The 18981-nt window shown below is 58.0% G+C and carries 22 protein-coding genes; 14 read left to right on the top strand and 8 right to left on the bottom strand.

Annotated elements, in window-relative coordinates; genetic code table 11:
• Positions 1-18: 18 nt before the first annotated feature.
• The 4 genes from O3301_RS08305 to O3301_RS08290 all read right to left on the bottom strand — a co-directional run bounded on the left by O3301_RS08305 (position 19) and on the right by O3301_RS08290 (position 3380).
• A complete protein-coding gene (locus O3301_RS08305; protein ID WP_305056090.1) occupies positions 19-717 on the bottom strand; it encodes a hypothetical protein in 699 nt (232 codons plus the stop codon).
• A 367-nt stretch (positions 718-1084) separates the two neighbouring features.
• A complete protein-coding gene (locus O3301_RS08300) occupies positions 1085-1972 on the bottom strand; it encodes a trypsin-like peptidase domain-containing protein (protein WP_305056089.1) in 888 nt (295 codons plus the stop codon).
• A 230-nt stretch (positions 1973-2202) separates the two neighbouring features.
• Positions 2203-2706 (bottom strand): hypothetical protein, encoded by a 504-nt coding sequence (locus tag O3301_RS08295; protein ID WP_305056088.1) that lies wholly within the window; start codon positions 2704-2706, stop codon positions 2203-2205.
• 230 nt (positions 2707-2936) lie between these two features.
• Positions 2937-3380, bottom strand: a complete 444-nt coding sequence (locus O3301_RS08290; protein ID WP_305056087.1) for a helix-turn-helix domain-containing protein — start codon at positions 3378-3380, stop codon at positions 2937-2939.
• A gap of 294 nt (positions 3381-3674) precedes the next feature.
• Here O3301_RS08290 and O3301_RS08285 point away from each other — a divergent pair, with 294 nt between their 5' ends.
• The 10 genes from O3301_RS08285 to O3301_RS08240 all read left to right on the top strand — a co-directional run bounded on the left by O3301_RS08285 (position 3675) and on the right by O3301_RS08240 (position 8896).
• Positions 3675-3878 (top strand): hypothetical protein, encoded by a 204-nt coding sequence (locus O3301_RS08285; RefSeq protein WP_035820909.1) that lies wholly within the window; start codon positions 3675-3677, stop codon positions 3876-3878.
• Between the two features lie 37 nt (positions 3879-3915).
• Positions 3916-4104 (top strand): hypothetical protein, encoded by a 189-nt coding sequence (locus O3301_RS08280; protein WP_046682347.1) that lies wholly within the window; start codon positions 3916-3918, stop codon positions 4102-4104.
• Positions 4101-4364, top strand: coding sequence for an ogr/Delta-like zinc finger family protein (locus O3301_RS08275; protein WP_305056086.1), 264 nt, complete (start codon positions 4101-4103; stop codon positions 4362-4364). Before O3301_RS08280 ends, O3301_RS08275 begins: the two co-directional genes overlap by 4 nt.
• A gap of 120 nt (positions 4365-4484) precedes the next feature.
• Positions 4485-4886 (top strand): hypothetical protein, encoded by a 402-nt coding sequence (locus O3301_RS08270; protein WP_305056085.1) that lies wholly within the window; start codon positions 4485-4487, stop codon positions 4884-4886.
• Between the two features lie 101 nt (positions 4887-4987).
• The gene (locus O3301_RS08265; protein ID WP_305056084.1) at positions 4988-5203 is read left to right on the top strand and encodes a hypothetical protein; all 216 of its coding nucleotides are present in this window, start codon (positions 4988-4990) and stop codon (positions 5201-5203) included.
• Positions 5204-5205: 2 nt separating this feature from the next.
• Positions 5206-5631, top strand: a complete 426-nt coding sequence (locus tag O3301_RS08260; RefSeq protein WP_305056083.1) for a hypothetical protein — start codon at positions 5206-5208, stop codon at positions 5629-5631.
• Positions 5631-7397 carry a replication endonuclease gene (locus O3301_RS08255; RefSeq protein WP_305056082.1) on the top strand — a complete coding sequence of 589 codons (1767 nt, stop codon included), beginning with the start codon at positions 5631-5633 and terminating at the stop codon, positions 7395-7397. Before O3301_RS08260 ends, O3301_RS08255 begins: the two co-directional genes overlap by 1 nt.
• A gap of 50 nt (positions 7398-7447) precedes the next feature.
• Positions 7448-7636: a hypothetical protein gene (locus O3301_RS08250; RefSeq protein ID WP_305056081.1), complete on the top strand. Its 189-nt coding sequence runs from the start codon at positions 7448-7450 to the stop codon at positions 7634-7636.
• A complete protein-coding gene (locus O3301_RS08245; RefSeq protein WP_305056080.1) occupies positions 7617-8681 on the top strand; it encodes a DNA cytosine methyltransferase in 1065 nt (354 codons plus the stop codon). The genes O3301_RS08250 and O3301_RS08245 overlap by 20 nt, the downstream gene beginning before the upstream one ends.
• Positions 8678-8896, top strand: coding sequence for an AlpA family transcriptional regulator (locus tag O3301_RS08240; protein WP_305056079.1), 219 nt, complete (start codon positions 8678-8680; stop codon positions 8894-8896). The genes O3301_RS08245 and O3301_RS08240 overlap by 4 nt, the downstream gene beginning before the upstream one ends.
• Before the next feature lie 2 nt (positions 8897-8898).
• Here O3301_RS08240 and O3301_RS08235 read toward each other — a convergent pair whose 3' ends face one another.
• A complete protein-coding gene (locus tag O3301_RS08235; protein ID WP_305056078.1) occupies positions 8899-10182 on the bottom strand; it encodes an integrase family protein in 1284 nt (427 codons plus the stop codon).
• 256 nt (positions 10183-10438) lie between these two features.
• Here O3301_RS08235 and mutS point away from each other — a divergent pair, with 256 nt between their 5' ends.
• On the top strand, positions 10439-13072 hold the full coding sequence (gene mutS / locus O3301_RS08230; protein ID WP_305056077.1) for a DNA mismatch repair protein MutS: 2634 nt from the start codon (positions 10439-10441) through the stop codon (positions 13070-13072).
• Positions 13069-14106: a hypothetical protein gene (locus O3301_RS08225; RefSeq protein ID WP_305056076.1), complete on the top strand. Its 1038-nt coding sequence runs from the start codon at positions 13069-13071 to the stop codon at positions 14104-14106. The genes mutS and O3301_RS08225 overlap by 4 nt, the downstream gene beginning before the upstream one ends.
• 169 nt (positions 14107-14275) lie before the next feature.
• On the opposite strand, the gene O3301_RS08220 is transcribed toward O3301_RS08225, so the two are convergent.
• Positions 14276-14827 (bottom strand): peptidylprolyl isomerase, encoded by a 552-nt coding sequence (locus tag O3301_RS08220; protein WP_099666953.1) that lies wholly within the window; start codon positions 14825-14827, stop codon positions 14276-14278.
• A gap of 93 nt (positions 14828-14920) precedes the next feature.
• Here O3301_RS08220 and O3301_RS08215 point away from each other — a divergent pair, with 93 nt between their 5' ends.
• Positions 14921-16042, top strand: coding sequence for a cupin domain-containing protein (locus tag O3301_RS08215; protein WP_251350385.1), 1122 nt, complete (start codon positions 14921-14923; stop codon positions 16040-16042).
• A gap of 353 nt (positions 16043-16395) precedes the next feature.
• Positions 16396-16650 carry a hypothetical protein gene (locus tag O3301_RS08210; protein ID WP_034783358.1) on the top strand — a complete coding sequence of 85 codons (255 nt, stop codon included), beginning with the start codon at positions 16396-16398 and terminating at the stop codon, positions 16648-16650.
• A gap of 171 nt (positions 16651-16821) precedes the next feature.
• On the opposite strand, the gene bamC is transcribed toward O3301_RS08210, so the two are convergent.
• Positions 16822-18015 (bottom strand): outer membrane protein assembly factor BamC, encoded by a 1194-nt coding sequence (bamC, locus tag O3301_RS08205; protein WP_251350384.1) that lies wholly within the window; start codon positions 18013-18015, stop codon positions 16822-16824.
• Positions 18016-18095: 80 nt separating this feature from the next.
• Positions 18096-18974: a 4-hydroxy-tetrahydrodipicolinate synthase gene (dapA, locus tag O3301_RS08200; RefSeq protein WP_099666950.1), complete on the bottom strand. Its 879-nt coding sequence runs from the start codon at positions 18972-18974 to the stop codon at positions 18096-18098.
• Between the last annotated feature and the right edge of the window lie 7 nt (positions 18975-18981).

Below are 18981 nucleotides of genomic sequence, written 5' to 3'. Positions count from 1 at the left end.
GCACACTGCGTCACTTAACTACTCAGGCTCTGAGAAGATCTGTTGCCCTGCAGAAAAACTTGGCTCACTTTGATAAATATCAGCCGATTCCCAACGTCTTTCCAGTTCATCAACATCGGCACTATCCAAACCTATCGCCGCAAGCGTCTTAATCGCTGATAAAGCACCAATGGCTATTAATAGACGAGTGTTAGCAATGTAAAAATTCCAATCATGGTCATGAGTATGTTTTATCCCAAGTAGCTTTGAAGAGAGCTCGCGTTTTTTGTCTGGTGAGCAATACTTAAAAAAATCGGATAAGGAGCCGCCTAAATTTTTTACCTCGTGAGCAAATGAGTTGCGAAACTGTCCGACGGCGTCAAGCTGTTCTCTCACGTTTTTTGAGAAAATACTCAACTTATGGGCCAATTCCAAACGTTTAAAATTTGAAAGATTACTAAAATGATCGTACCAAATTTCGCGGTTTGAATCATTTCCCACCGAAGCAACCAGCGCGTGTGTGACCGCAGCCTCACAAAGAACAGCAAGTTTTACGATATAAGCCCAGTCATCTGGCTCTGAGTGGAGCTTATCAATAAAACCTTTAGGAATATCAAGGCGACTCTCAAGACTTGAATATAAAATGAGTTTCTTTCTATGGACCTTTTCCTGTTGGGAAAAGTATTCATTCCGCTCTTCCAAACTCCAATCATGTTCTACATCGTTCACCATTCTCATGTGAGTTTTCCTTTAATCGGTTTTTTAAGGCGAATCCTCAATCTAGGCCAACTGCAACCACTGACAAGTTCGCGTCTAAAACGGATGTTTCTGGCGAGTGCAAATAAATTTACTCTGGATAGGCTTTCACAGAAGCTGGGTAAATCCGTCCACATCATACGCATCAATTACTTCGGATTTACTCATAACCATGCTCTCCATATTGCTGGAGCAGCGTCCCAGCCTTAAACCGAGGGGTCGCTTTCGGCCGGTTGCCGTCGTTGGTCGGTTCCGCCCCAAAGCAGACTTTCGGATTAACGAAAGACGTCTAGCCTTGGGCTTAATACCGGCTACATATATAGCTTTTCTATTGTCGTTGCCCCGCACGTCATGTCGCGAGCGGAATGAAGGGGGCCCCAACAGGAAAGACTTGCTCGTCAAAGTCTCTAATCAAGTCGCCGTGCAAGGCGATTGCCAGGTTCAGGGAGGTCTTTGTTAACGGTATCTGAGTCAGTGCTGACGGAATTTCGACCACATGCAGCGTACCCTGGCTTGTTGTTTCAATTACACCCCAAACGACGCCTAGAAATTGGCCCTTCGAACCCGGCGCGAGAGTGCCGTCGTCCTGCCGGTAAAAAGGCGACTCGAACGAAAAGACCGGTGAGCCACTTGATCCCGCATAGGCAGCTACATCGACAAGAAAATCTCTTCGGTTTTTGTAGTGCGCCAAAGGATGGGTTGCGGTAGTACCCTTCCTCACAATTGGCATATTGTTGTGCGAGTCGAACAGCCCAACCGGATATCCAATTACCATGACCGGTTCCATGGTACGCATATTTTTCCGATCAATCTCGCTTGGCAGCCACGAAGCATCGATAATCATCGACCTAATTTGTTTCCCTGCACCTAACAAGTTACCAATCGGGATGGTCACGTCAATGGCGCAAAGATCGACGTTTTGATCGCGATGGTGATAGAGGTTTCCTGCAAGAGGCATTGTAAATAGTTGATCTTGGCGTCCCACCGGTTGGTGCTGCTTGTTCAAATCTGTTACCGACGTGGCGTGGGAAATAAGAAAGTGTACAACCTCGGCGCCATGGACAACATGCTTGTTCGTTATGAGCAAGCATTTAGCGATATTGGTGGTGGAGTGCGCCACCCGATATAGGAAGCCTGTGCCTACAGATGTTGGCTCCGCACTAGTTAGGCCTGCAGAGATTCGGACGGTAGTAAGCACCAGGGCATCTTCGGTGCGGGTTGCGGCTGGTGTCGGCATTCGTATACTTTCATTAGGAGTTTATCTCGCTGCGTCTGAGGCTCAGCGACTGTCACCGATCGGTGACTGACCGTTCTTGGCCACATGCTGCCGATTGAACGCAAAGGCGGTGCTTGCCTCAATTATTATAATTGTTCTCTTAGGTGCAATAGAATATCGGACGTTCTACCGAACAGCTAAGTGTGCGTAAGCCGAACAACCGAGCAAGGAATGTCAGACCGATTGTAGGCTCAAGCATCGTGTTCTGGTTTTAGTAATGCAATCCGGTTCTGATACCACTGGTATGACGCCCATGCTACCCCAGCAATGGACGCTAGCTCTACAAACATTCGTGTGTAGTTGACCAGCATCCCTTGAGACTGCCGAAAGGTTAGGTGAAACACCAAGGAGAGAGCTGCCAGCACCGTTAGCGCGAAGATCCAGGCCAAGTATGAATACCAGCCTTTGCGACTAAAGCCAGCGTTAACTTCCCAGTGATAGATAGCTTGGCCCACCCAAAGAGCGATGACAAAAGACAACGCCCCACTGGTAAGCCCGTAAGTTGTTTGATAAGAACTCACCTCGTCGTCGTAGCTGGATGGACCACTACCGCGCATGACGGCTATTGGTTCGTCCAGATCAATGTACGACGGAACGCCGAGCACTTCGCCACAAACAGTAAAGCCGATGCCAATGACAATGAGGGCGATGACTCCGACGAACCAACTTAGAAACGTGCGCATCAAAGGAGGCATAACGGTATCTATACGGTTTAGTTGCCGGGACACACCGGCTAATTTTTCAAGGACAAGAGACAGCTTCTGGCCGAGAGCTGTCGTTCGCAACCGATAATGTATGGTGCCAAAGGGAGCCGCCCGACTCGCCCGCCTTATGCACTCGCTTCCGAGGGTTCCAGCTGCTGAATATTATGCAGAGCAAACAAGCAGCAATTACAATAAGCATAAGAAGGTGAATCATTTGCAGACTATTTTTCCTTTTTTCGTCCGCTGCCGGCCACATTAAAAGTCTGCGGCCCAATGATATTACCCACGAAATTTTGCCCAATCTTGCCATGGGTTTCAACGTGTGGGGCATTCCCTACTTCGGATGCTGAGGGCGTTGGCGAGCGCATGCCATCAATCATTCCAAGTACACCTGCTTTCCCGCGAACGTCCATACTTCGATAACCAGTCAACAGTTCATGCTCGTCCGCAGGCAACGCAGACAATGCATGTTCTCCTGTCAGCAGATACAACACATCTACCCCAGCCGCAGCAACGGCCGCCAAATAGTCTGAATCTGGCGTGCGGGAGCCATTTTCATAGTTGAACTGGGCACCCTTTTTTACTCCACCAAGGGCCGCAAACTCATCTTGATTGAGGCCAAGACGTTTTCGTTCTTCCTTGAGACGATCAAAAAAATACTTCATTTGAGTACAAATACCTTTCCAAATCACTCAAATGAGTGATATATTTACGCCATTCCGTAGCGATTACAGATCATAACATTATGAATAATTTGTCAAAAGTCGGTCGTACTGCCAAGGGCGTCACGTCACGCCCCCTTGGCGTCCGCTTGACCCCTGCTGAGGTGGATGAGGTCGAAGGCTATGCAGAGAAACTTGAGCGCTCCCGTGCCTGGTTTCTCCGCTTCCTAATCCTGCGCGGCCTTGCCGATTACAAGCGTGAACTCGCCTCCAAACCCACCCACTAAGGACAACGTCATGTACCCCGATGCAAAACGTATCCGCAGCCACCGCGTCATGCTGCGCCTGGACGATTACGAGCACCAGCTTGTTTCCTCGATCGCCAACTACCAGGGCGAAGAGCTTGCGGTGCTGGTACGCCAGATCGTGATGCGTGAAGCCTTGGCTGTGATCGCCTTGGATGACGCCACCATCGACAGCGTACAGCGTCGCAGCGTTTAAACCGAGTCACTTTTGAGCAACTCTAAAGTTACAGAAAATGCCAGACCATCAAATTAACCTCAATGACGAAGAGCGCGCGGTGCTGGAACTCGTGCGCCAACGCCAGGGGCTGGCAAGTATCGATCAGGCAGCGGAATGGCTCGTCAAGTCGCGCTTACGCATACAGTCGAAGAACATGACAGGTCGCGGTCGCGCCCTGTACCAAGTGGAAAGAAAGCTGAAATGAGAGTCATCGGCCTGCCCTGCCCGCATTGCGAATACACCGTCCGCGCCGTCAAAAGCCGCACGATGTCCGCCATGTTCAAGGAAATCACCTACATGTGCCAGAACCCCGAATGCGGGCACTCCTTCGTGGCAGGCCTGGAAGTACTGCGCACCCTCTCGCTGTCCGCCATGCCCAAGCCGGATATCCGCATCCCGCTGTCCCAGCATGCGCGCGCGGCGGCTACCAGCCAGCTGGCCCTAGACCTGACTGCGGGCTGCTGATGACTATCCCTATCCTCGCGCCGCCGTAGCCAAGCTGCCGTAACTCCCCTCTTTTGCTGTGCCCTGCAGCGCTCTCTTTTGAGCGTGAGGGATTCGTTCAACCTGAAATAAGGAAAACCGATGGAAAACACGCTGCACGCCACCAGTCATGCCGACAAATCCATGGCATCAAGCACGATCCGCCCGACCATGCAAAACTGTATTGTCCCCGTGGCACCAACGTGTTTTCTGCTGCAAGCCAGCGCGGGCGTCGGCATCGCGGCGCTGACCGCCCACATCCATGAGATTGCCAAGACCTATCACGCCTACGGCGCTGCCAATCTGACCTTCATCGTCAGCGATGCGCGGGCACTGGAACGTGACGGCTTTTTCGCACCAGCCAAGCAGCGCGCCCTGGTCGGCAAGCTGGCCATCGAATTGAACTACATTTTCGCCAACGAAGCAGGTTCCCGCCACTGCTGCGGCGCATCGCACACGCTCCCGTACTGGGCAGAACATTTTCTCGAGGCAGGAGCACGCTGATGCTGCGCCTGGCCAAAACCTGCGGCATCTGGCTGCTGTCGCTCCTGATCGTCATTGCCCCCGGCGTGCTGCGGGCCATCGGCGCCATCAAGGACTGAACCATGCCGGCGCCCCTTATCGACAACCACCTGTCCTTCCAGCCTGCCGCCGAGATTTTGGCCGCGCGCGACAAGATTTTGAGTGTGTTGAACTCGTTCAAATCAAGAAAGATAAAGTTAATGAAAGAGAATCTGAAAACATTCTGCAGCGGCCTGCTGGCCGGATTGGTCATATTCGCGCCCGTGTTGATGGCAGCATTTGGTTGGATCGGGAGTTGAAAATGCGCAGCATAGCCAATGAATTGGCAGCCGTCGCTGCCGTCGCCGGACCGACACTAACCAAACAAGAGTTGGAAACCAGGGCGTTTCTGGCCGAAATGGACGCTGTGTCCGCGCAGATCAATGCAACACCACGCGAACAGCGCATGGAACGCTCAGCGGCTGTGCTGGCGATGATCGCCACACCGGCAGACGTCGAGGCTATCCGCGCCGCTTACTGGACACGTGTACCGCTGGCCGCTCGCATGGTAGCCGTCATGTCGGCGCGCATGCCAAAAGAGCGTGCACGCGACGCCCTAAATAAATTCAATGCATTGGAGCGCGGCCGCATCTGGGTCGAACTGGACAAGCTGCAAGGCAACCTCAGCGTGGTCAAGAAATGTATGAATGGCGGACGCATGCCTGGCGCCACGGGCAGGGCGGATTGATGTTGAGCATGGGGATACCGTCGCGCATGGCGAACGCCGTGCATCGCCTGTTCGGGGGATTGAACTGCCGCCGCGGCGAAGTGATCGATGCAATTCTAGCCGACGACCAGCGCCTGCCGCTGGCCGATAGTAACGGCATGATGACCGGCCCGGGCGCTATCTCGGTGGCCGCATTGCAGGCCGCGCGCGAGTGCTACGAGGTGTGCTCAAGCCTGCACGATGAGCACGCCATCAAGGCGCGAATCGACGCGATATGCAGTCGTCGCGGCGTCAAGTCGCCAGTGGCGGCAACGATACGCGGCTACATCGCGCGCGCCGCAGATCATGCATGGTGGCGCCGCGCACTGCGCAAGGAATTGATGCGCCGCTTCGAACATACGTCTATTCAGCTAGGCCTGACCTACGTGCGAGCGGATCCGTATGTGAGCCGCGAAACGTGCCTGGCCCAAGCGGCGCAGAACGAGGCAAACCAGAAAGCGCTGGCGGCCGTGACGGCCACCAATGAAAACGGCGACGTCTACAGCCTGGCCGAACTGGCCGAACTGGGTATGGGCAATAAAACGCTTCGACGCGGCGAATTGATGCTGCGCATTCGCGGCTTTGAAGAGGTGGCAGACAAGATGCGCCACGTTGGCATGTTCTGGACCATCACATGCCCCAGCAAGTACCACTCGGTGGGCGGTACGAACGCAAAATACACGGAATTCGGCAGTCCGACGCCGCGCGCGGCACAGGCGTATCTGGTTAAGGTATGGTCCGCCATCCGTTCCGCGCTGCATCGTCGCGGTATCCAGCCCTACGGCTTCCGCATCGCTGAGCCGCACACGGACGGGTGCCCGCACTGGCACATGCTGCTGTTCGTCGCGCCTGAACACCAGGCAGAGATGGAAGGCGTGATAAATGCCTACGCCATGCGCGAGGATGGCGACGAGCCAGGCGCCATCAAAAACCGCGTCAAGCTGGTACGGATCGAGGCGGGGAAAGGCACGGCGGCGGGCTACATCATCAAGTACGTCTGCAAGAGCATTGACGGCGCAGGCGTGGGCGATCACAAGGCATTCGAAGATGGCCACACTTACGTCATCGTGCCCGATATGTTCGACAAAAAGGAATTCACGGCATCCCAGCGCGTCACCTATTGGGCGCAGGTACACGGCATTCGCCAGTTCCAGCAGATAGGCGGCGTGCCGGTGGGAGTGTGGCGCGAGTTCCGCCGACTATCGGAGGAGTCGGTGCGCAATGCGCCGGAACCTATCCGCGAGGCGTACCAGGCCGCGCAGAAAGTCGAGTCCGAAAATCCCGCCATCGCCCAGCGCGCCGACTTCGCCCGTTTCATATGGGCCATGGGCGGCCCTACCGTGGGCCGCCGGGCCGCGATACAGCTTGCCAAGCGGGTAGAAGACGTCGAAGGGCGCTATGAGCAGGTGGAGGCGCACAGGCCCGTAGGCGTGTATCTGGCGGCGCAGCCGCATGCGGTCTATGAGTCCACCCGCTACCGCTGGACGATAGACCGGGCCGGGGTGGCCCTTGCCGTTCCTCGGACTGGTGTAAATAAGTATACGCAGGCCCCGCAAGCGCCGGTGGCAGTAGCACCAGAAAACAAAAAATTCACTCCGTCCTTCAACGCCGGCCGGAGTTTTGATAGAGAGGGCGCGCCATGCGCCCGGATTGATACCGATGCCATCTATCTGCACCACAAAAAACGGCAGCCAGGCGGGCCAAGCGCGCATCTGGCGCATCTGCAACGCAAATATAAAAAGGAGTGATACCCATGCAAACACCTGAATTATCTCGGCCGGTCTCCATTGGCGACCGCGTGACATTCGATACCGACGAAGGCTACCAGGCCGGCACCGTCAACGACCTGCGCCGCGACGTGGGCAATGGCGAGCTGCATGCCTGGGTGGAACTGGACCACCAGTGGGTCGGTATGTTCCGCGCGGTGCCCCTTGCCGCGCTGCAGTCCGCAAGCGCTGCCGCGCCGCATGTGGAACTCGCAAGCTGAGGCTATCCCGGTGAGCGCTTTTTACAACGAAATTGACCCATACGCAGCCGCTTGGCTGCGCAACCTGATAGAGGCCGGCCACATAGCGCCGGGAATTGTTGATGAACGATCGATCGAAGATATTTGTCCTGACGAGCTCGTCGGCTACACGCAATGCCACTTTTTCGCTGGCGTTGGAGTTTGGTCCTATGCTCTTCGTCGCGCAGGATGGGACGATTCGCGACGAGTCTGGACAGGCTCGTGCCCGTGCCAGCCTTTCAGCTCGGCAGGCGGCGGCGCTGGGTTCGCTGACGAGCGGCACCTGTGGCCAGCATTTCACCACCTTATCCGCGAACACGCTGAATGGTGTCGCCGGAAGAAGCTCCAGCCTCCAGTCATCCTTGGAGAGCAGGTTGCGAGTAAGGACGCAGATACTTGGCTCGACCTTGTACAAACTGACATGGAAGCCCTGGGCTATGCCTTCGGGGCGCTTGCGTTCCCGTCTGCGGGCGTCGGTGCTCCGCATATCCGGGACCGCACCTACTGGATGGGTAACGCCAGCGGCTCGGGACTGGAAGGACACACCGGGAATGGTGGCGCAACGCGATGGAAAGGATCGGGTGGATCAGCTACCCAGGCAAGCGTACTTGTGCGGCTGGCCGACGCCAACCCGCACGGACTCGGTGCGCACGCCAAGCCAGAACTTCACCACGCACAACATAACACTCAATCATGCAGCACTGTTTTCGGGATGGCCAACGCCCAATACGCTGGACGTAATCGACAGGAAGGGACTTCGGCCCAGCCGCGTAGCGACCAATCGGACGAGCGGCTATTTGACGGAGATGGTGCCATTGACAAGCAACTGCGCGGCCCGACTAACGGCATCTGGAGAGATGCTGACTGGCTGCACTGCAGGGACGGCAAGTGGCGGCCAGTTGAACCCGGCACATTCCCGCTGGCTGATGGGGCTCCCGCCCGAGTGGGACGCCTGCGCGCCTACGGCAACGCGATCAACGCGGAGCAAGCGCGCATCTTTATCGAATCAGTAATGGAGACAGAATGACCAGACCAATCTATGTTGACCTCCCAGCGGTATCGGGCCTGGTTACGCTGGCTACAGCAACGATCCAGCGTCTGGTGAGGGAAAACGCATTTCCGAAGCCGCGCCAGCTCTCACCAAATCGTGTCGCATGGTTGATGCGAGAAATAGAGGAATGGGCGGAAGAACGTCCAATTTCAGACATTCCACCACCAGCTAATACCAGCAGGCAAAAATAAAGTTATCGAGCCAATACTTCCAGGTGCGCGTCGAGCCGGCCCAGCCACTCTCTGCGCTCCTGGTCGTATGCGTGCCTGTTGTAGACGCCTACGACGCCCTTCTTCATATGACCAAGCACCGCCTCGGCAACCTCCTCCGGACATCCCAGTATTGCTAGCTGCGTGCGGCAGCTGCGCCGCAAATCATGCGGCGCCCAGTTTGTTACCGGCAGTCGTGGACGAAGGTCGTCCGGCTTCGTTGCGCTGTACGGCATAGAAACCCAAACCGCACAACCCACCGATTTTTGCTCCATGTAACCCACCTTTCCGTACGACTCAAAAAGGTATTTTCCTTTTACTACCCCCATACGGCGGCGTACCACGACCTCCGCCCGGCCGACCAGGGGAACACGCATATCTGTAGCATGCTCACGCCATGAATTCTTTGTCTTCGCTTTTGGAATCGTCCACCAGAGCCCGTCAGCCTCCTCGCTGATTTCGGTGACTTCCATGGCCATAATTTCCGACCCGCGAGTGCAAGTCCACAAATAGAGTGTCAATGCATCACACACCGTCTTTGAAAAATTTGGAAGCCACTTGATCAAGGTGGCCAACTCCTCGGCGCTCAACACTCGCTTGACTGGCCCGGCCTGGACGCCTTGCACCACTCGCCCCTTGCTTCGCAACTTGCCACGCATTATCAAGCGCCACCAGTTTGGCACGGTATCAGGCAGGCGCCCTGCATCGTGGACGTAGTCCCAAGCAGAGCCAAGCTCAGCTCGTAGCTTGGCGGCCTGGACCGGAATATGCGCAAAGCTCTCTATCAGGTCGAAGGCATCGGAGCGAGAAACCTCTGCTGCGGGCATCTCGCCGAAATCGCCCAGCATCGTCTCAAACATCCGCACCACTTCCTTGACGCCTTTTTCGCCGCGATTGCGCGACAGGTGGCCAGCCACATACATGTCCGCCACACGCCGGACCGTCAGCAACGTCTTCGCTTTGCGCTCACGCTCTGCCTCAGTAGCCTTGCGCGACTGCTCGCGTACCTCGCGCTTATCGACGGCTAGGTCGACGCCGGCACTGCGCGCACCCCGCAAGCGCTCCCACTCAACAGTCGCGGCGGCCAAGGAAATCGCAGGCCATTCGCCAATCTTAGTTTGCCGCATGCGCCCATCGAGCGGGCTTTTATACCGATAAATCCATGATCTCTTAGATTTCGTAGCCTCAAGTCGCAGCCCTGGGCAGTCGGAAATGGTAAAGTGTTGGCCAGCCGCGAGCAGCTTTGCCGCTCTTGCATCAAATTGCATTGTCATCTCACTCAGCGTAGGTTCAGCGTAGCTTTTTACCAGCTCTTGGAACAATAAACGGCTTTTTGGCGTAACTCTTTGAAATTGAGCAATTTAGCTACGCCAAAACATGAAGTGTGATGATATGCGGTGATATGGATAGATGCAATAGAGCGAATGCTAGCCCGCCAGAACAACGAAATAAATCAAAGACTTACAGATGAATATGCAGTCAAATCAAGAGCTTGCGAAAATCCAGAAAAGCAAACTCACGCCCATGATGCAACAATATCTTGGTATTAAAGAAAACCACCCGACGATGCTGGTCTTCTACCGCATGGGCGATTTCTACGAACTGTTTTTCGAAGATGCGGAAAAAGCCTCCCGCCTGCTGGGCATTACCCTGACGGCGCGCGGCGTGGCCAGCGGCAACCCGATTAAAATGTGCGGCGTGCCGTTTCATTCGCTCGATGGTTACCTGGCCAAGCTGGTCAAGCTGGGTGAGTCGGTGGCCATTTGCGAACAGATCGGTGACCCGGCCACCAGCAAGGGGCCCGTCGAGCGCAAGGTCATGCGCGTCGTCACGCCCGGCACCCTGACGGATGCGGACTTGCTGCCCGAGAAGGCCGAGCGCCCGCTGCTGGCCATGTGCAGCATCACGCAGCGCAAGACGGTCACCACGGGCCTGGCCTGGCTGTCGCTGGCCAGCGGCGCCTTGAAACTGATGGAGTTTTCCGGCGACAGCGCCACCGTGGCCGTACGCCTGCAGCAGGAGTTGGAACGCATCGTGCCGGCCGAAATCTTGAGCGGCGACAACGGCAACCTGTTTGACGATTACGCGGGCACGCACATCAACCGCGTGCCGGACTGGCATTTCGACGTGGTGGGCGGCCACAAGGCCCTGCTCGACCAATTGGGCGTGGCGACCTTGACGGGCTTTGGCGCCGATGGCCTCGGTGCCGCGTTCGGCGCGGCCGGCGCGCTGCTGCGCTATGCGCAATCGACGCAGGGCCGCGGCTTGCAGCACGTGCGCTCTTTGATCACGGAAACGGAAAGCGAATTCATCGGCCTGGATGCGGCCACGCGCCGCAACCTGGAATTGACGGAAACCATCCGCGGCCAGGAATCGCCGACGCTGTTTTCCCTGCTGGATCATTGCCGCACGGCCATGGGTTCGCGCATGCTGCGCCACTGGCTGCACCATGCGCGGCGCGACCAGAACGTGGCGCGCGCGCGCCATGAAGCGATCGCCGCGCTGGCACAAAGCGAAGCGGCGGGGCCCCTGGCCGCCACGCTGGCGCAAGTGCCCGACATCGAACGCATCACCACGCGCATCGCCCTGCTGTCGGCCCGTCCGCGCGACCTGGCCGCCCTGCGCGACGGCTTGCTGCAACTGCCGGCCCTGCGCGGCGACGTGGTCCGTTGTTATGGCCATGGCCAGGGCGGCGAAAGCGGCTTGCTGGCCGCCATCCACGGAGCGCTGGCCACGCCGACGGCCTGCCTGGACTTGCTGGTGCGCGCCGTGGCGCAGGAACCGGCCGCCATGGTGCGCGACGGCGGCGTCTTCGCCACCGGTTTCGACGCGGAACTCGATGAATTGCGCGCGCTGTCGGAAAACGCAGGCCAGTTCCTGCTCGACCTGGAAACGCGCGAACGCGCACGCACGGGCATCGCCAACCTGCGCGTCGAATACAACAAGGTGCATGGCTTCTACATCGAAGTCACGCACGGCCAGACGGACAAGGTGCCGGACGACTACCGTCGCCGCCAAACCCTGAAAAACGCCGAGCGCTACATCACGCCCGAACTGAAAGTGTTCGAAGACAAGGCCCTGTCGGCGCAAGACAAGGCGCTGGTGCGCGAAAAGATGCTGTACGACCTGCTGCTGGCCGAACTGGCGCCGCACATCGGCACCCTGCAGACGATTGCGCAGGGTCTGGCCCAGCTCGATACCCTGAATGCGCTGACGGAACATGCGCAGCAGCACAACTGGGCCGCGCCGCAACTGGTCGACGAGCCGTGCATCAACATCGTCGAAGGCCGCCACCCCGTGGTGGAAAAGCAGATCGAACGCTTCATCGCCAACGATTGCCGCTTCGTCAACGAGCGCCGGCTGCTGTTGATCACCGGCCCGAACATGGGCGGTAAATCGACCTTCATGCGCCAGGTGGCCCTGATCACCCTGCTGGCCTACGTGGGCAGCTACGTGCCGGCCGCGTCCGCCACCATCGGCCCCATCGACCGCATCTTCACGCGCATCGGCGCCACCGACGACCTGGCAGGCGGACGCTCGACCTTCATGGTGGAAATGACGGAATCGGCCGCCATCCTGAACGGCGCCACCGAGCATTCCTTGGTACTGATGGATGAAGTGGGCCGCGGCACCTCCACCTTCGACGGCCTGGCCCTGGCGTGGGCCATCGCGCGCCATTTGATCGACACCAGCCGTAGTTTCACCCTGTTTGCCACACATTACTTTGAGCTGACGCAATTGCCGGACAGTCATCCGAGCGCCGCCAACGTGCATTTGTCCGCCGTCGAGCACAAGGACAGCATCGTCTTCCTGCACGCCGTGCAAGCCGGTCCCGCCTCGCAAAGCTATGGCTTGCAGGTGGCGCAACTGGCTGGCGTGCCGCAGCCCGTGATCAAGGCGGCGCGCAAGCACCTGGCGCGCCTGGAAGCGCAGGCGCTCGACGCCACGCCGCAACGCGACCTGTTCGTGCTGCCTTCCGCCGATCCGTATGCGCAAGAGGAAGAAGAGGAAGAAGAGGAAGCGGCGGCGCCGCTGGCCGCGCTGAACGCGGCGCAGCAAGCCTTGCTCGACGCCATCGCCGACCTCGATCCCGACGCGCTCACGCCGCGCGACGCGCTGGAGCAGCTGTATCAATTGAAACGGCTGGCCGCCGCATGACCTTCCGGCGCAGCTCGATACGCCTGCTGGCCGCCGGCTTGCTCGCTGCCAGCCTGCCATGGCAAGCGGCGGTGGCGGCCCCCGCCGACCAGGCCGGCTTCGAGTTTGCCGTGCTGGGCCATTCCTTCAACGCGGGGCCGGACGATGCCCCCCTGAAAAAAGCCATCGCCGACACGAGCGCCTTCAATGCCTCCTTCGTCGTGGCCACCGGCATCAAGGCCGCCAGCGAATCGTGCAGCGACAAGCTGTATGGCCAGCGCAAGGACTTGCTCGACGCCAGCGGCCCGCCGCTGATCGTCTCGCTGTCGGCAAGCGACTGGGCCAACTGCCGCAATTCGCGCGGCAGGGTCAACGCCATCGAACGCCTGAACCGCTTGCGCGACGTGTATTTCGCCGATGACCAGAGCCTGGGCCAGCACAAGCTGACCCTGTCGCGGCTGTCATCGACGGCAAAATTCCGCAGCTATGCGGAAAATGCCCATTGGGAATACGGCGGCGTATTGTTTGCCACCGTGAATCTGCCGGCGAATAACAACCATTTCCTGCCGGAAGCGGGACGCAACAGCGAATTCGAAGACCGCCTGGTCGCCAACCGTTCCTGGCTGCAGCGCCTGTTCGCCATGGCGCAGCGCAAGCAGCTCGACGGCATCGTGCTGTTTTCCGATGGCGACGTGGGCGTGCTCGATGAAGACGACAATTCGCTGCTGCCCAGCTTCAGCTCGAAACAGGATGGCTTTGCCGGACCGCGCAAGCAAATCCGCACCCTGGCGAAGAAGTTCAGCGGCAAGGTGTTATTGGTCGATACGCAGCGCGATGGCGACGCGGATGGCAAGGAGGGAAAAAGTAAAAAAGCCGCAGCCAGGGCAGGCGGGCCGAAAATCAGCTGGAAAGGCAACCTGGGCCACGTCAGCATCGACAACGACTGGTCCGCCATCGCCGTCCGGCCCGGCAAGACCCCATTCTTTGAGGTACGTCAACGCGCTACCCGCCCATCGGCGCAGGCGCGAACCAAGGCGTCGACGCTGCGCCGATAAAATAAAGGCCGGCACGCAGCCAGCCTTTATCTAACAAACAACAGACGTCACGACGCCTGACAAAACCGTAGCGAGCAGCAGTGATTTGTGGCCGAGAAGCGCAACCGTACTCTAGTACGGTGAGCATCGCCGGCCGCAAAGCGCGCCGCGCAGTAGGTTTGGTCAGGTGTTAATGAATGGGGTGGGTGCGGAAGTGATCGCCCTCTTCGCCTTCGCCTTCATCATCTTCATCGCCATGGTCATGGCCGTGTGCGCCATGCACGTGGCCATGGGCGATTTCTTCTTCGGTGGCTTCGCGCACGTCGGCGACGGTCAGCGAGAAGCGCAGCGCGATGCCGGCCAGTGGATGGTTGCCGTCCAGCACGACTTTGTCGTCGGCGATATCGGTGACCGTGAAGATCATCGCTTCTTCATCCGGCGAATCGCTTTCCGGCATGCCTTCGAACTGCATGCCCACTTCCAGCGGCTCAGGCAGGCGATTGCGCGGCTCGACCTTCACCAGGGCTGGATCGTATTCGCCGAAAGCATCATCCGGTTCGATCTGGATCGTGTTGGAATAGCCAACTTCCTTGCCGTCGAGCTCTTCTTCGATCTTCGGCAGGGTGTTTTCATAATCACCGTGCAGGTAGACCATCGGCTGACGGCCGTCTTCGATCAGATTGTCTTGCGCGTCTGACAGTTTGTAGTTGACAGTCACGACCGTATTTTTGGCAATCTTCATTATGCTTCCTTTCATTGTATAAGCTGGCAAATTATACCTTCACGCCGCCAACGGCAGGCGCATTCCTGCATTTCCGGTTGTTATAATGGGCGCATGAAAACATTAACTCTCCTCGGCGATATCACGCCGGCGCAATTCCTGCGCGACTACTGGCATAAAAAACCCTTGTTGATCCGTCAAGCCGTGCCTGGCTTCAAGGCGCTGTTCGATTTCAAGGCCCTGGCCGAGCTGGCTACCCTCGATCACGTCGAATCGCGCCTGGTCAGCCATGCGGATGGCCACTGGAACATGCAGCAAGGCCCTCTGACCAGCCTGCCCTCGCTGAAACAGAAGGAATGGACCCTGCTGGTGCAGGGCGCCAACCTGCACAGCGCCAAGGCCGATGCCCTGCTGCGCCAGTTCCGCTTCCTGCCGGACGCGCGCCTGGACGACCTGATGGTCAGCTTCGCCACCGATGGCGGCGGCGTGGGCCCGCATTTCGATTCCTATGACGTATTCCTGCTGCAAGGCCAGGGCAAGCGCCACTGGCGCATCGGCGCGCAGAAAGACCTGAGCCTGATCGACGGCTTGCCGCTGAAAATCCTCAGCAACTTCACGCCCGATGAAGAATTCACGCTGGAACCGGGCGACATGCTGTATCTGCCGCCCCACTACGCGCACGACGGCGTGGCCATCGGCGATTGCCAGACGTATTCGATCGGCTTCCGCTCGCCCACGTTCCAGGAGCTGGGCGAAGCGTTCCTGCAATTCATGGCCGACTCGATCGACTTGCCGGGCATTTACAGCGATCCGGACTTGAAAGCGTCGGGCAAACCGGCGGAAATCCCCCGTGAAATGCTCAGCACCATCGCGGAAGAAATGAACAAGGTGCGCTTCACGGAAGAAGACGTGACCATTTTCCTTGGCGAACACCTGTCGGAACCGAAACACAATGTATTTTTCACGCCGCTGTCCAAGCCGCTGACGGTAGGCCGCTTCGCGGACGCCGCACAGAAAAAGGGTGTCGTGTTGTCGCGCAAGACCCTGATGCTGTATCGTGGCAAGAATGTCTTCATCAATGGCGAATCGTTTGCCATTGGCAAGGCCGATAAAGCGGCCCTGGAAACCCTGGCCAACGAACGCGCCCTCGATGGCGCCGCCGTGGCCCAGGCTTCCGATGACGTGATGGATGCGTTATATACGTGGTATCAGGATGGCTGGCTCGAACTGGCTTGAATGGGGGCGGCGTAGCAAAGTGGTATTACAGTAGGTAAAATAACAGCATCTGCGTTAGCGCAATAAAACATATTATTTTTATATCGTTTTGTCGCGCTTTCGCAAATCGCTTACACTTGCTTGCAATTTGCTTCGGCAAATATTGCGATATCACAAAATAGTTGCGAATTTGCCTCTTGCTCCTATTGCGACGCACCAAAAATCGCTATAATATTCGGTTAGGAAGTTTCCGTTGTCTGGCAGGCACCACCTGGTACGAAAAGCCTTCGAAGACGACCTAACGAGCGATAATTACCGGTAATTATTCATCGCAACAATATTGATTTATTTTTTGAAATAATTAAGGAAAACAAATGAAAAAATCCCTGCTGATCGCCTCCCTGATGGTTGTTGCTCTGGCTGCTTGCAGCAAAAAAGAAGAAGCTCCTGCACCAGCACCAGTAGTTGAAACCCCAGCACCAGCACCAGCAGTTGAAGCTGCTCCAGCTGCTGCTGCTGACGCTGCTGCTTCGGCCGCTACCGACGCTGCTGCTGCTGCTTCGGCTGCCGCTTCGGCCGCTACCGACGCTGCTTCGGCTGCTTCGGCTGCTGCATCGGCTGCTAAGTAATTTAGCACCCTGCACTAGGAAAAGCCGACCTTCGGGTCGGCTTTTTTGCGTCCGGCGTTTTATCCGCAGGATATAAGGCCGGACGCAGGCAATAAAAAAGGCTGCGCCGGTTTCCCGGATCAGCCTTTTTTATTGCGCGGCAGGTTGTGATACCCGCCGCAAATGCACCGCTTACTTCAGCTGCTCGTTCAGCAAGCCCAGGATCTTCTCGGCCACTGGCGAGACATCGGGCTGGCCTTCGTTGCTGAGAATGCTGACCAGGCTGGTCGAGCCATTGCCGGCCTTGACCAGGACGCGATAGCGCTGCGCTTCCTTGTCCTTGTCGGACGACGAACCCCAGCTGAACAGTTTCGAGAAGAAACCATCCTTCTTGACCGCGTCCGGATCGACGTAACGCACGAAATACGTGCCTTGCGTGCGGTCGCGGTCTTCCACGGTGAAGCCGACGCGGTCCAGCGCCAGGCCGACACGGCGCCAGGCGCGGTCGAAACCTTCATCGACTTCGATGGCGCGCGCCGGCGTGGCGGCATCGCCCACCAGCTTGGCGTGCAGCGGCTGCACGATGGCGCCATCAACGGCCGTCTTCGCTTGTGCTTCATCGCTGGCCGCGCCCAGGCGCGTCATCAGCTTGGCCAGGAATTGCGCCTCCAGGCCCGGATCGTTGGGACGCGCGGTCCAGGTGGTGGTTTCCTTGTCGCGGCCCGTGACGACCTCTTCCACGCCACGGTGGCTGATGTAGATCTCGGTCGAACCATCGGCCAGGCGCTCCACGCGGGTGCGGAACTTGTCTTTTTCACCAGTCGAGTACATCGAATCGAAGGCCTTGCCGATGGTGTTGCGGATAAAGTCTTGCGGCAGCTTGGCGCGGTTTTCGTTCCATTCGGTTTCCATGATGCCAGCCGTAGGCTGGTCGATGGCAACGGTAAAGCCCGAATCTTCCCAGAATTGCTTGAGTTGCGGCCACAGCACTTCAGGCGACTGCTTGACGACCAGCCAGCGCTGGTTGCCCGCGCGCTCGACCTTCACGCCACCGGCCGTGACGGGCACGACACCCACCACGCCGTCGGCGCCCACGATGACGGGCGTGCCGGCCGTGGCGTTGCGCTGCGCGTTGTAGCCGGAAGCCGTGGCCACGCCGTTTTTCGAATCCGGCAAGGAATAACGGTTGTCCTGCTGCAATTGCGTCAGGTCAGGCGGCACGTCCAGGGTGCTGGCTTTCTTGACCGACTTGTAGTCGACCTTGTCGCCGCCGACTACCGAACTGATCATGCCACAGCCCGCGAGGCTGGCTGCGACGGCGCCGATGACGATGCCGCGGACGGCGATGGTGGCAGGCGCCGGTTTGGTTTTCTTGCAATTAGTCATGTCGTAACTGGATAAGAAGCTAAGTAGCAGCTGGAATCAGGAAAGGTCCGGACTGGTCAAGCCCGGGCTTGAAGTTCGGCTTAAGACAGGATGCCAGCGTCGCGCAAGGCATCGCGCACGGTGGCATGGCAATTTTCAGCCAGCGGCACCAGTGGCAAGCGTATGCCGGCTGGCATCAGGCCCATTTCGGCCAGCGCCCATTTGACGGGCACCGGGTTGGGCTCGACAAACAATTTCTGGTGCAAAGGGAACACTTTGTTATTGATGGCAATCGCCGTGGCGCGCTCGCCCGCCATGGCTGCCACGCACAGTTCGTGCATGGCGCGCGGCGCAACGTTGGCCGTCACGGAAATGTTGCCGTGGCCGCCGCAGAACATCAGCGCCATGGCCGTCGGATCGTCGCCCGAGTACACGGCGAAGTCAGCTGGAACCAAACGCAGCAGGTCGATGCCGCGGCCGATATTGCCGGTCGCATCTTTCACGCCGACGATATTCGGGATGGCGGACAGGCGCACGATGGTCTCGTTGCTCATGTCGGCAACCGTGCGGCCAGGCACGTTGTACAGGATGACGGGAATGTCGACGGCTTCGGCGATGGCCTTGAAGTGCTGGTACATGCCTTCCTGGGTAGGACGGTTGTAGTACGGCACCACTTGCAAGACAGCATCGGCGCCCGCTTCTTTCGCGTAGCGCGTCAGTTTGATGGCCTCGGCCGTGGAGTTGCCTCCGGCGCCGGCGATGATAGGAATGCGTCCCTTGGCATGTTCGACGGTCAACTGGATCAGTTCGCAGTGTTCTTCCACGCTGACTGTTGCCGATTCGCCCGTCGTGCCAACGATGACGATGCCGTCCGTACCCTCGGCGATATGCCAGTCGATCAGCTTGCGCAGACCTGGAAAGTCCAGACTGCCGTCTGCGTGCATCGGGGTGACGATTGCTACAATGCTGCCCTTGATCATAGTAAGT

It is taken from the genome of Janthinobacterium sp. SUN211, from assembly GCF_030587315.1.
Taxonomy (GTDB): Bacteria; Pseudomonadota; Gammaproteobacteria; order Burkholderiales; family Burkholderiaceae_D; genus Janthinobacterium; species Janthinobacterium kumbetense.
Note: the sequence above shows the minus strand (reverse complement) of the source record. Positions and strands in the feature narration are given on the sequence as shown.